The sequence below is a fragment of the Microbispora sp. NBC_01389 genome, from assembly GCF_045040095.1.
GTDB lineage: Bacteria > Actinomycetota > Actinomycetes > Streptosporangiales > Streptosporangiaceae > Microbispora.
In genome coordinates this window covers 1,484,829-1,496,877 of record NZ_CP109552.1, presented here as the reverse complement: position 1 = coordinate 1,496,877, position 12,049 = coordinate 1,484,829, and the positions used below count along the sequence as shown (strand labels likewise).

The 12,049-nt window shown below is 69.3% G+C and carries 11 protein-coding genes and 1 pseudogene; 4 read left to right on the top strand and 8 right to left on the bottom strand.

Features of this window, described 5'->3' with window-relative positions:
- Nucleotides 1-32 precede the first annotated feature (32 nt).
- The 5 genes from OG344_RS06605 to OG344_RS06585 form a co-directional block, all read right to left on the bottom strand.
- Nucleotides 33-1,538, bottom strand: a complete 1,506-nt coding sequence (locus OG344_RS06605; RefSeq protein WP_405087426.1) for a cobyric acid synthase — start codon at nt 1,536-1,538, stop codon at nt 33-35.
- A gap of 44 nt (nt 1,539-1,582) precedes the next feature.
- Nucleotides 1,583-5,167 (bottom strand): DNA polymerase III subunit alpha, encoded by a 3,585-nt coding sequence (gene dnaE / locus OG344_RS06600; protein ID WP_405087425.1) that lies wholly within the window; start codon nt 5,165-5,167, stop codon nt 1,583-1,585.
- Between the two features lie 126 nt (nt 5,168-5,293).
- Nucleotides 5,294-5,971 carry a DUF4386 family protein gene (locus OG344_RS06595; protein WP_405087424.1) on the bottom strand — a complete coding sequence of 226 codons (678 nt, stop codon included), beginning with the start codon at nt 5,969-5,971 and terminating at the stop codon, nt 5,294-5,296.
- Between the two features lie 293 nt (nt 5,972-6,264).
- The gene (locus OG344_RS06590) at nt 6,265-6,990 is read right to left on the bottom strand and encodes a PDZ domain-containing protein (protein ID WP_405087423.1); all 726 of its coding nucleotides are present in this window, start codon (nt 6,988-6,990) and stop codon (nt 6,265-6,267) included.
- Between the two features lie 197 nt (nt 6,991-7,187).
- Nucleotides 7,188-7,598, bottom strand: coding sequence for a DUF5997 family protein (locus OG344_RS06585; protein WP_405087422.1), 411 nt, complete (start codon nt 7,596-7,598; stop codon nt 7,188-7,190).
- A gap of 54 nt (nt 7,599-7,652) precedes the next feature.
- On the opposite strand from OG344_RS06585, the gene OG344_RS06580 reads away from it, so the two are divergent.
- Complete coding sequence (locus OG344_RS06580; protein WP_405087421.1) at nt 7,653-8,366, top strand: LysR substrate-binding domain-containing protein; 714 nt, start codon at nt 7,653-7,655, stop codon at nt 8,364-8,366.
- A 69-nt stretch (nt 8,367-8,435) separates the two neighbouring features.
- On the opposite strand, the gene OG344_RS06575 is transcribed toward OG344_RS06580, so the two are convergent.
- A complete protein-coding gene (locus tag OG344_RS06575) occupies nt 8,436-9,485 on the bottom strand; it encodes a CU044_5270 family protein (RefSeq protein WP_405087420.1) in 1,050 nt (349 codons plus the stop codon).
- The gene (locus tag OG344_RS06570; RefSeq protein ID WP_405087419.1) at nt 9,482-9,709 is read right to left on the bottom strand and encodes a hypothetical protein; all 228 of its coding nucleotides are present in this window, start codon (nt 9,707-9,709) and stop codon (nt 9,482-9,484) included. Before OG344_RS06570 ends, OG344_RS06575 begins: the two co-directional genes overlap by 4 nt.
- A 123-nt stretch (nt 9,710-9,832) precedes the next feature.
- On the opposite strand from OG344_RS06570, the gene OG344_RS06565 reads away from it, so the two are divergent.
- The 3 genes and pseudogenes from OG344_RS06565 to OG344_RS06555 all read left to right on the top strand — a co-directional run.
- The gene (locus OG344_RS06565; RefSeq protein ID WP_405087418.1) at nt 9,833-10,354 is read left to right on the top strand and encodes an AAA family ATPase; all 522 of its coding nucleotides are present in this window, start codon (nt 9,833-9,835) and stop codon (nt 10,352-10,354) included.
- A gap of 91 nt (nt 10,355-10,445) precedes the next feature.
- Nucleotides 10,446-10,718 carry a hypothetical protein gene (locus tag OG344_RS06560; protein WP_405087417.1) on the top strand — a complete coding sequence of 91 codons (273 nt, stop codon included), beginning with the start codon at nt 10,446-10,448 and terminating at the stop codon, nt 10,716-10,718.
- Between the two features lie 19 nt (nt 10,719-10,737).
- Nucleotides 10,738-10,841 (top strand): annotated as a pseudogene (locus OG344_RS06555) (IS5/IS1182 family transposase); the annotation flags it as partial.
- A gap of 40 nt (nt 10,842-10,881) precedes the next feature.
- Here the strand turns inward: OG344_RS06555 and OG344_RS06550 are convergent.
- Nucleotides 10,882-12,039 carry an alpha/beta hydrolase family protein gene (locus OG344_RS06550; protein WP_405087416.1) on the bottom strand — a complete coding sequence of 386 codons (1,158 nt, stop codon included), beginning with the start codon at nt 12,037-12,039 and terminating at the stop codon, nt 10,882-10,884.
- Nucleotides 12,040-12,049 lie beyond the last annotated feature (10 nt).

Sequence of the window (12,049 nt, the reverse complement as noted above, 5' to 3'; positions counted from 1 at the left end):
CCCGCCTTGTGTGAGGGCGGAGAAGCCGCTGCTCAGGCCGCGCCGGGCGGCAGGACGCGAAGGCCCGGCGGCGGCCCGGCCTCGATGAGCGCGAGCAGGGCGCCGGTGTCGACGCTCTGCTCGACGAGGTCCCCGAGCGCGTCCAGCCGCGCCTCCCGCAGCGCCGCGAAGGAGAGACCGGGATCGGCGTGGAACTCCCGCCCCGCCGCCCGCGCCACCTCGGCGAGGAACGCCCGCCGGAACCCGTCGTTCTCCAGCGCTCCGTGCCAGGTCGTGCCCCACACGTTCCCGGCCCGGCAGCCGTCGAGGAACTCCTCGCCGCCGTCGCGCGTCACGATCCCGTGGTGGATCTCGTACGCCTCCACGGGATGCCCGTACGCCTCGCCGCTCGGCCGCCCGAGGGTCTTCTCGGCGGCGAACACGACGTCGGCGGGCAGCGACCCCAGCCCGGCGACCGTGCCGGCGCCCGACTCGACCTCGTCGGTGATGGTGCGTGCGAGCATCTGGTAGCCCCCGCAGATGCCGAGCACCGGCCCCGTCCTCCGGGTCACGAGATCGGCGATCCCGGTCTCGCGCAGCCAGGCGAGGTCGCCGACGGTGGCCCGCGAACCGGGCAGGACCAGCAGGTCGGCGTCCGCGCACTCGGCGGGGGACGTGGCGAACGTGACCACGACTCCCGGCTCGGCGGCCAGCGCGTCCACGTCGGTGAAGTTCGAGATCCGCGGATATCGCACGACCGTCACCCGCAGCGCCCCGCCGGCCGCCGCCGCGCCCCGCGCCCGGGTGTCGAGCGCCTGGGTGTCGAGCGGCCGGGTGTCGAGCGACAGGGAGTCCTCGACGTCCATCCAGAGCCCGTCGAGCCAGGGCAGGACGCCGTAGACGCGGCGCCCGGTCAGCCCCTCGATCATGTCCAGCCCGGGGGCGAGCAGCTCCCGGGCGCCCCGGAACTTGTTCACGACGAAACCGGCGACGTGGGCCTGGTCGACGGCGTCCAGCAGCGCGACCGTGCCGTACAGGTGCGCGAAGACCCCGCCGCGGTCGATGTCTCCCACCACGACCACCGGCAGCCCGGCCGCCCGGGCCAGGCCCATGTTCGCGATGTCGCCCGCGCGAAGATTGATCTCGGCCGGAGAGCCCGCCCCTTCGCAAATCACCACGTCGAACTCGGCGGCCAGCCGCCGGTACGACTCGACCGCGACGGCCCGCAGCTCGTCCCGCCGGGCGCCGTACTCCATGGCGTCGACGTCGGCGACGGGCCGGCCGCGTACGACGATCTGGCTCCGCCGGTCGCTGCCCGGCTTGAGCAGGATCGGGTTCATGTCGGCCGTCGGCTCCAGCCCACAGGCCGCCGCCTGCACGGCCTGCGCCCGCCCGATCTCCGCGCCGTCGGCGGTCACGTAGGAGTTGAGCGACATGTTCTGCGCCTTGAAGGGCGCGACCCGCACGCCCCGCCGGGCCAGCCACCGGCAGATCCCGGCGGTGACCACGCTCTTCCCGGCATCCGACGTGGTCCCCGCGACCAGCAGTCCACCCTTCACAAGCCGGACAGCATACGGCCGGGGGGCCGTACGGGAAAGGCGGGTCAGGGCACGACGAGCGCGTTCGCGCCCAGGAGGACCTTGATGTCACCGGCGAACGCGCCGTTGGTGATGTTCACCGCGTAGTCGGGCAGCTCCACGACGTTGATCTTCCGGTTGAGCCGCTCCACGCGCAGCCGTACGGGTGTGTCACCGGGGTGGACGGTCAGGATCCGCTTGAGCTCGTGGAGGAGCTCTCTGTTGACGCGCTCCTCGCGCAGGGCGATCACGATGGGTTCGCGGCCGTCGTCCTGGATGCCGGAGATGTCGAGGAACGTGATGTCCATGGCGTTGAAGGAGATGGTCGCCTCGTCGCCGTCGCCGCGTGAGCGGATCCGGCCGGTGACGGCGACGACCAGGTCGGGGGCGAGGTTGCTGCCGTACAGCTGGTAGGTCTGCGGGAAGCAGGGCACCTCGATGGAGCCGTCGTGGTCCTCGATCTTGAGGATGGCCCAGACGTCGCCCTTCTTGGTGACCTTCTTGTCGACGCCGGAGATGATGCCGGCGATGCGGACGTTGCCCTGCCCGGCCTGACCGTCCAGCACCTGGGCGATGCTGAGGTCCCGGTTGCGTTCGAGGATGCGTTCGGCGCCGTTGAGCGGGTGGTCGGAGACGTAGAGGCCGAGCATCTCCCGCTCGAAGGACAGCTTCGTCTTCTTGTCCCACTCTCCTTCGGGGACGGAGATGTGGAAGACGCTGCCCGCGCCGCTGTCGTCGTCGAACGCGCCGAAGAGCGAGTCCTGACCGAGGGCCTCCTTGCGCTTGACGTCGATCACGGCGTCCACGGCCTGGTCGTGGATCTGGATCAGCCCCTGGCGGGTGTGCCCGAGGCCGTCGAACGCGCCGGCCTTGATCAGAGATTCGATGGTGCGCTTGTTGCAGACGACCTGGGGGACCTTGGTCAGGAAGTCGTTGAAGTCGGTGTAGGCGTCCTTCTCGCGGCGCGCGGAGATGATGCCCTTGATGGCGTTCTCCCCGACGTTCTGGATCGCGCCCAGGCCGAAGCGGACGTCCTCCCCGACGGCGGAGAAACGCAGGCCCGACTCGTTGACGTCGGGCGGCAGGACCTTGAGCTTCATCCGCCGGCACTCGGCGAGGTAGAGCGCCATGCGGTCCTTGTTCGTGCCGACCGAGGTCAGCAGGGCGGCCATGTACTCGGCCGGGTAGTTGGCCTTGAGGTAGGCCGTCCAGTAGGAGACGAGTCCGTAGCCGGCGGTGTGGGACTTGTTGAATCCGTAGGAGCTGAACGGCTCAAGGACGTCCCAGACGGCCTTCGCCGATTCCTCGGTGTAGCCCTTGCCGACCATGCCGGAGGAGAAGGTGGCCCATTGCTTGTCCATCTCCTCCTTCTTCTTCTTGCCCATCGCCCGGCGCAGGATGTCGGCGCCACCGAGGGTGTAGCCGGCCAGCTGCTGGGCGATGGCCATGACCTGCTCCTGGTAGACCACCAGGTGGTAGGTGGTGCCGAGGATCGGGTCGAGCACTTCCTTGAGCGAGGGGTGGATCGGGGTGATGTCCTGCTGCCCGGCCTTGCGCAGCGCGTAGTTGACGTGCGCGTTCGCCCCCATCGGGCCGGGACGGCCCAGGGCCAGGATGGACGAGATGTCCTCGAACCGGGTCGGGGCGATCAGCTTGGTGAGGTCCCGCATCATCGAGCTGTCCAGCTGGAACACGCCGAGCGTGTCGCCGCGCGCCAGCAGCTCGTAGGTCTTCTTGTCGTCCAGCGCGAGGCCGAGCATGTCGAGGTCGAGGCCGCGGTTGTCCTTGACGTTCTGCACCGCGTCGCCGATGACGGTGAGGTTCCGCAGGCCCAGGAAGTCCATCTTCAGGGCGCCCATGGACTCGGAGCTGGGCCCGTCGAAGCCGGTGATGCGGGCGCCGTCGTCGGGCCGCTTGAAGATCGGCATGACGTCGAGCAGAGGCTGCGACGACAGGATGACGCCCGCGGCGTGGACGCCGGTGCCCCGGGTCAGTCCTTCGAGGCCGAGCGCGGTGTCGATGACCTGCTTGACGTCGGAGTCTTCCTCGTAGAGCTTCCGCAGCTCGGTCGCCTCGGCGTACCGGGGGTGCTTCTCGTCGAAGATGCCGGTGAGCGGGATCTCCTTGCCCATGACGGCCGGCGGGAACGCCTTGGTGATCTTCTCGCCCACCGGGAAGGGGTAGCCGAGGACGCGAGCCGCGTCCTTGACCGCCGCCTTCGACTTGATCGTCATGTACGTGATGATCAGCGAGACGTTGTCCTCGCCATACTTCTCCGTGACATAACGGATCATGTCACCGCGCCTGCGCTCGTCGAAGTCGAGGTCGACGTCGGGCATGGAGATGCGTTCGGGGTTCAGGAACCGCTCGAACAGCAGGGAGTGCTCGATGGGGTCGAGCTCGGTGATCCCGGTGACGTAGGCCACCATCGAGCCGGTGGCCGATCCTCGGCCCGGGCCGAGCCAGATGCCGCTCTCCCGGGCGTGGCGGCAGATGTCCGCGACGACGAGGAAGTAGCCGGGAAAGCCCATGCCCTCGATGACGCCGAGCTCGTACTCGATGCGCTCCAGCACCTCGGCCGGCACGGGGTCGCCGTAGCGTCGCACCGCGCCGCTCTGGGCCTCCTTGCGGAGCCAGCTCATCTCGGTCTCCCCTTCGGGGACCGGGAACTTGGCGGCGAGGTCACGGTGGGCGAACACCTCGTCGTACGGCTCGACCCGCTCGGCGATCAGCAGGGTGTTCTTGCAGCCCTCGGCCCACAGGTCGGAGCCCGGGTCGAGCGCCCACATCTCCTCGGCGGTGCGCACGTAGTAGCCGTTGCCGGAGAAGCGGAACCGGCTGGGATCGCTGAGCAGGGAGTTCGTGCCGACACAGAGCAGCGCGTCGTGGGCGGTGGACTGGTCCTCGGTCACGTAGTGGGAGTCGTTGGTGACCAGGGGCGGGATGCCGAGGGCCTTGCCGATCCGCAGCAGGTCCTCGCGGACCCCCGTCTCGATCGGGATCCCCCCGTGATCCATGATCTCCAGGAAGTAGTTGTCCCGTCCGAAGATCTCCTGGTACTTCGCGGCGTGCTCCAGCGCCTTGTCGTACTGCCCGAGCCGGAGCCGCGTCTGCACCGCCCCGGAGGGGCAGCCCGTGGTGGCGACGATCCCCTCGTGGTACTGCTCGAACAGGTCGTCGTCCATGCGGGGATACTTCTTCATGTGGCCTTCGAGGGAGGCCAGCGACGAGATCCTGAACAGGTTGCGCAGGCCCTGGGCGTTGACCGCCCACATGGTCTTGTGCAGATAGGTGCCGCTCGCCGACACGTCGCCGCCGAGGCCGGTGCGCTCGTCGGACTTGCGCTGGTGGGGTTCTCCCCAGAACACCGGCTGCTTGTAGTGGCGGGACTCGGGGCTGACGTACCCCTCGATGCCGATGATCGGCTTGACCCCGGCGGACTTCATCCTCGACTGGAACTCGTAGGCGCCGAACATGTTGCCGTGGTCGCTCATCGCGATCGCGGGCATGCCCAGCGCGGCCGCCCGCTCGGCCAGCTTGCCGATCTTCGCCGCTCCGTCCAGCATGGAGTATTCGGTGTGAACATGCAGGTGAACGAACGAATCAGCCACTGGTGATCTCTGGCCTTTCGTGGAGGGGCGAGCAGACCCCCAACCCTATCGAGAGCCCGAAGCGGCTGTCGTAGCTCATCTCGAAACGGGTGATCCCCGGTGCCGCGGCGCGGCCGCCGGTGACGGCTACACGGTCCTGGAATCCCGCGTTCGCCAGGCGACGACGATCAGCCAGATCATCCACGCGAGACTGAGGACGAAGGCCAGCACGATAAAGATCGTTTGCGTTTGTGTGAAGCCCTCGTCGCCGCCTACCCAGCCCTGTGCCAGGTAGGTGAGGCCGGAGAGGCCCATCAGGTAGGCGATCGGCCGGGGGACTCCCACCGCCCTCGCGACGGCGGCCGCGAGCAGGAGCAGAGCCAGGCCCATCGCGAAGTCGTGGTAGCTCCTCACTCCCCACTCGAGCCAGCGGATCGCCTCGGCGCTCGCGAAGCGCGCCGCCTTCTCGGCGTCCGGGGCGCCGGCCCAGGCGTTCACGGCCTGTTTGAGGGCGACCCCGTCCACCGCTTGGAGGATGCCGTACAGCGACAGCGTCGCCACCGCCGAAGCGGCGCCGAATCGCCCCGCCCATCTCGCCGATCCGGCGGGAACTTCCAAGGCGAAGAACAGGGCGAACAGCCCTGCGAGCAGGGTCGCCATGGCCGAGAACTGACCGAGGTGCACGGCCGTCCACGCCCGGCTGCCGGCGTACTCGGCGAACACCGCGGGGTGGTCGTTGGCGGGCCCACCGGTGTGGAGCAGGGTGACCAGGACGAACAGGAGCTGTCCAGCGAGCAGCAGCGTGGCCGGGAGGCGCAGCGACATGCGATCGTCATGGTTCAGGCCAGCGGAGGCATGCGCCCCGGCTTCGGGAGCACGAGGCGTCGGCGGGCGACGACGGGCGCCGATCGTGTCCGCGTACGGTGGGGGCGAATCGGTGTGACGGGGCATCGTGTTTCTCCCGTTTGGGATCGATGATCACGCGGTAGGGGGTCAGGGGCACATCCTCCGGCGTGCCGCTGGCCGGCCGCTGTCGGTTCGCTGTCCGCTCCGGCGGCCCCGCACGCGCTGACTTCCACCGCCACACCAATCACGCTCTCGATGGAGCCTCCGGTGCTCTAGCTGTCCAAGGTGAGCTGCAGGGTGACGGTGGTGCCGCCACGCATTACGGTCGCCGGATAGGTGGTGCCGGCGCGCTTCTGGTCCAGGAAGGTGTCCAGATCATTGACGGTCGGGGTTGGCGTTCCCGCCATGTCGATGATGAGGTCACCTGGTTGCAGCCCCGACGTGTCGGCCTTGCTGCCGGGGTCGACCGTGATCACGCGGACGCCGCCGCCCCTGGGGTTGGTGTTCCTGAGGTTGGCCGCTATGACGGCCTGGACGCCGGGCTTGAAGTTCACCGTCAGCGGCTGAGTATCGCCGTCGAGGGTGAAGGTGCCGCTGAACTGGCCGCCTGCCAGGGGCACGTTGGCGTTGGCGTCGGCGACCACCTCCACGTCGTAGGGGTAGAGGAAGTCCCACGTGTTGACGTTGAACGTGCCGGTGGCCGACTTGCCGTCGGGAGCGATGGCGAACGGGCAGGCCCAGGAGCAGCGCAGATTCAGGCCGGTGATCCGGGTGTACGGGGGAGCCTGAATGGTCACCGTGCTCTGGTGGAAGCGGCGCTTGCCGTCCGGCGGATAGGTGACGGTCTGCGGAGGGCCGGGAACGTCCAGATCCGGGACGTTCTGCTGCGGAGGCAGAGACCGGGCCGGCTGTGCGATCACGGTCGCTGAACTCTCCACGGCGGCGGAGACGCCTCCGGCGGTGAGCAGAGCGGCGCCCATCGCGAACACGGTGCACACCCGCACGCTCCTGCGCGCTGTCCCGGAGCCTGTCCGGTACGACTTTTCAACTTCTTGCGTCCACATACTCACGGAGAGTAGTCATCGGTGAGTGTGGAAGCGGGTAGGCAGGGCCGCCCGCGGAACAGAGTTTGATCAGCCCAAAACCAGCACCAGGTTGCTCAGGCGCCCTCGACGGGAGCAGTGGCCGACAGCGGCTACCGTGCCCGGCGTGACGACTCGGGCGGTGCCGGTGCCGCTGACTCGCGCTGCTTGAGGCGCTGGGCCTCCTTGCGTACCTCGGCCTGAACCTCGCGCTCGCGCTGCAGCCACTCGGGGTTCTCCGCCTTGATGGCGTCGATCTCGGCGGTGGTGAGCGGCCCGGTGATCCCGCCCCTGGCGAGGCCGGAGTTGGAGACGCCCAGCTTCACGGCGACGACCTGCCTGGGGTGCGGCCCGTCGCGCCGCAGGTCGGCCAGCCAGGCCGGCGGATCGGCCTGGAGCGCGTTCAGCTCATCCCTGGAGACGACTCCCTCCTGGAACTCGGCGGGAGTGGCCGAGAGGAGCACACCCAGCTTCTTGGCCGCGGTCGCGGGCTTCATCGTCTGGGTGCTCTTGAGCTTGGTCATGGGGTCAAGGGTATGGCGCGCGGCCGCCTTCCCTGGCATCGGTACGCTGACGAGGTGACCGACAGGGAGTTCCGGCTGGCGTACGTGCCCGGGGTGACGCCCGCCAAATGGGTCGGCCTCTGGGCCGAGCGGGTGCCCGACGTGCCTCTCACCCTGGTCTCCGTCGCCGCCGCCGAGGTGGTGAGGCTCCTGCACGACGGCGGCGCCGACGCCGGGTTCGTGCGGTTGCCCGTGGACCGTGAAGGGCTCAGCGTGATCCCTCTCTACGTCGAGACCACCATGGTCGTGGCACCCAAGGATCACATGGTGGCCGCCGCCGACGAGGTGGCCGTCGCCGACCTCGCCGACGACGAGGTGCTCCATCCGATGGACGACACCCTTCAGTGGACGGACCTGCCGGGGCGGCCGGCTTTCACGCGTCCGGACACGACGGCGGAGGCGATCGAGCTGGTGGCGGCGGGGACCGGGCTGCTGCTGGTCCCGCAGTCGCTGGCGCGCCTGTATCACCGCAAGGACCTGACCTACCGGCCGGTTGTGGAGACCCCGCAGTCGCAGGTCGCGCTGGCCTGGCCCACGAAGGCGACGACCGAGCTGGTGGAGGACTTCATCGGCATCGTGCGGGGGCGTACGGCGAACAGTTCGAGGGGCCGTACCCCCGCGCCTGCCCAGGACAAGGCGCGGAAGCAGCCGCGGACTCCCGCTCCGGGCGGATCGGGCCGCCGGGGCGCGCAGACCGGCCGCGGCAGAAAAGGCCACCGTCCCCGCTGAACCGCGCACCGGCCGAAAGTCGTCGCAGGGTGCTTGACCTGGTCGCGTTGGTCAAGCGATCGCGCCCGGCTATGGACGCGCGCCGAGCTTGTCCACCATGGCACGGTCGAGAACCGCCGTGGTGGCGAGCAGCATGCCTTTCTTCAGCCACCGCGTGTCCTCGGTCTGCACCTTGCGCCGGCCGAGGTACTCCAGCGTCGCCCGGTCGAAGATCCACTCGGTGCGTGCGCCCTTGTCCTCCCGGGCCACCGCGATCCCCTCGCGGCCCGCGGCGTCCTGGGACCTGTCCACGATCGTCACGCCGGGGATCCTCGCCACCGCGCGGTACAGTGCCGCGCCGAGCGCGGGCGGCAGCACCTCCTGCTCAAGCAGGGTGCCGATGGTGTCGAACGCCCGCTGCTCCCTGGTCGTGCCGTCACCCTCCTTGGTCTCGGGGTCGGCGTAGATCGCCTTCAGCAGTTTGTCCGGGTCGGTCGGCAGCGTGGCGAGTTCCTCGTACCGGTGGCGGTAGTCGACGTCGCCCTGGTCGTACTCCTCCTGCCGGCCGTTGTCGATGATCAGTCCCTTGCCGTTGAACCGCCGCTGCTCGACCCAGATCTCTCGCTTGACCATGGGCTGCATGTCCATCGGGCCCTCGCCCGGCATGGTCTGCTCCCGTACCGGGACGGCGAAGGCGTACTGGGTCCTGCGGTAGGAGTACCTGCCTCCCTCCGCCGAGGACCTGGCCGCGACCAGCGAAATGCGTTCCAACTGCCCGCTCACGTCGTCGGAGCTGGCCGCGCCGAGCGGCACCACGGCCAGCCGGCTTGCCGCCACCGCCGTGCCGGCCTGTCGCCGTCCGGGCTCCGGCGTCGCCGCCGGCCCGGCTCCCGCGAGGAGCACGGCCGCACCGACGGCCAGCGCCGCCGCGGCCGCCAGCCCCGCCAGGAGGGGCCGGGGTCGCGTGCGGAACGCACGCCGGGTGGGGGACGTCCTGTGCTCGTCCTTGACGATCTCGGCCATGAAGTGCTCCCTGAGGATCTGGAAACGGCCGGCGTCGAGATTCGAAGACGCGGGCACCGGGAACTCGTCCCTCCGGTCCGCCGGCTGATCGGTGCCGCGGTGCTGGTGCGCGTTCATCGGATCGTCTCCTGTGTCGACCGGGCCGTCTGGAGACGGCTCACCAGGTGCTGTCCGCCGGGCAGGGGCCGTTCGGGTTTCGCACGCGTCTTTTTCAGTTCCTCGTCGGTCAGCTTGGCGAGGCGGGTACGCGCGCGTGACAGGCGAGAGCGCACCGTGCCCTCCGGAATGCCCAGCGCCTCGGGGTCGCCGTGCCGCACTCTCTGGCGCAATGAATGGTCCACACAGGATCCTGTCCGCCATCCGCCGGCCGTTCGAGTGATCCAGCTCACACCGGTCCGCCACGGCACTTTTTTCTCGGCGTCCGGTCCCACGGCCCGGCGCAGCGCTACGTAGCATCGGGCTCTGTGATCGTATGGCTCAACGGCACCCACGGCGCGGGCAAGACGACGACCGCTGCACTCGTGCAGCGACTGATCCCGGACTCACGGGTGTTCGACGCCGAGAAGGTAGGCGAGACACTCATGGACATCACGCCGGGGCTACCGGCGACCGACAACTTCCAGCACTGGCCGCCGTGGCGGCCGCTCGTAGTCGAGACCGCCCGCCTCGTACTCGACTACGCCGGTGGCACTCTGGTGATGCCCATGACCGTCCTGGTCGAGCAGTACTGGCGCGAGATCAGCGCGGGCCTCACCCGACATGCCATCCCGGTACGGCACTTCGTCCTCCACGCCGACCAAGACACCCTCCGCAGGCGCATCGAGGGAGACACTCTTCTCGGCCCCTCCCCCTTCCGTCTCAAATACCTTGAGCCCTACGCGGAGGCGGCCCGTACGTGGCTACACGGCGAGGCCGAGGTCGTCGACACCACGCACCTGACACCTGCCCAGGTCGCACTGCAGATCGCAGAGGCCGTCAGAAGTTGAGGTTCGCCTCCACGCGAAAACCGTGCAAGCCGTAGGCGGTTGCATCGCCCGGTCGCGGCGGCTGCTGGTCGGCCCCGTCTAGGGTCGGCGTATGGCCGAACGGCGTCCCTTGATCGCGCGCAGGCTGCGACCGGGACACTGGGTCGCCGTCGACGCGTTCGCGGCCGTTGCCCTGGCCGCCGGATTCTCGGTGGCGGCGGTGTTCGCGCCGTTCGCCGGGTGGGAGGAGGCGTTCGTGCCCTTGGCGGTCGCGCTGCACGCGGTGGCGCTCCTGGAAGCGCGCCGGACGGCGGTAGCGGCGCTGATGGCCACGCTGGCGGTGGCCGCCGCCGGTGCCGGCCGACGACGGAGGCGGACCCGATGAAGACGGGGACGGGCGCCTCGGCCGCCCGCGTACCCGCCCTGACGCGGTGGCCGCCGACAAGGCGTACTCCTCTCGCCCAACCAGGCCTACCTGCGCCGACGCCGTATCTGGGCGGTGATTCCGGCCGGCTTGAAGATCCGAACCCCGTACAAGCCCTGGCGCCCTAACGGGCGATCACCTGCACCTCGGGAAACCGTGAGGAACGTCTGTCGAGCAGGTCGCCTTTGTGCCGTAGATGGAGATCGAAGAAGGCCATGGTGTAGGCGCGGGTGACGGCCACGGAACGCGCCGCCGACAGTGTCCCGTTTATCGCTCGCAACTGCTCCTTTGACAGGCCGATCACCGGGGCCGCCTGCTCGTACAGCAGCGGCAGGTCGGTATAGGAATTGTGCTTGGCCCCCTTGGTCTTCACGTGCAGCCGCCAGCCCTTCAGCCGGGACCAGAATGCCTTCTGCCCGCGGATGGGCTTGTCGAAGATCTCGGCCTCCATGAGCATGTACGGCTTTGCCAGTCCTTTGGCGGCCACCTTGCCGAGGGCGGGTCCGTCCAGGTTCAGAGCCGCCTTGACCCGCCGATCCTCCAGCATCGTCGCGGCGGCCGTCGCGCCTCCCGCGGAATGGCCGAACATGCCGACCCTGCTCAGGTCGAACGCGCCACGCAGCCCCTCCGGCAGCTTCCTGCCTTCAGCATCAGGGTTCCGCCCCTTGTTCAGCTCCTTGAGCCGGTCCAGCACGAAGCGCGTGTCAGCCACCCGCACCTTGATCTCTTCGGCCTTCTCGTCCAGCCGGCTCACCGGGACTGGCTTCAGGACGTGGCCGGTGACCGTGCCGTTGGGGAACTCCACCTCGCCGGCATCGCCCGGATGATCGATCGTGACCACCATGTAGCCCCAGCTGGCCAGTTCTTCGACCGTGGCGGTGTTCATGGAACGGTCGGCGCCGTTGCCGGGCGAGAACAGTACGACGGGCAGCCCTCGGCCCGCCACACGGGCCCCTTCGCGGCCATGGGTCGAAGGCAGGCTGACAGTCGCAGGCGAGAGGCTGTTGTTGCGATAGAAGGCCTCGGCGGCGCGAGGCGGCAGCCAAGGCGCAGCGGGGTGGCCGTCCGGACGACGCGTGGGATACCACAGGCTGATCATCAGCTCCCGCCGGTCATGTGCCTTGATCCACGGGTCGGCCCTGGAGCCGTCACGCAGGTGCAGCGCGACAGTGCCGATCTCGCGTGGACCTGTCGGCTGGGGCAGGGCCACAGTGACGGGCTTTGACACGGCCTGTACGGCGGGCCCGGTGAGCAGAAGGCCGACCGTCACGGCAGAGGCCACGCCCCCTCTG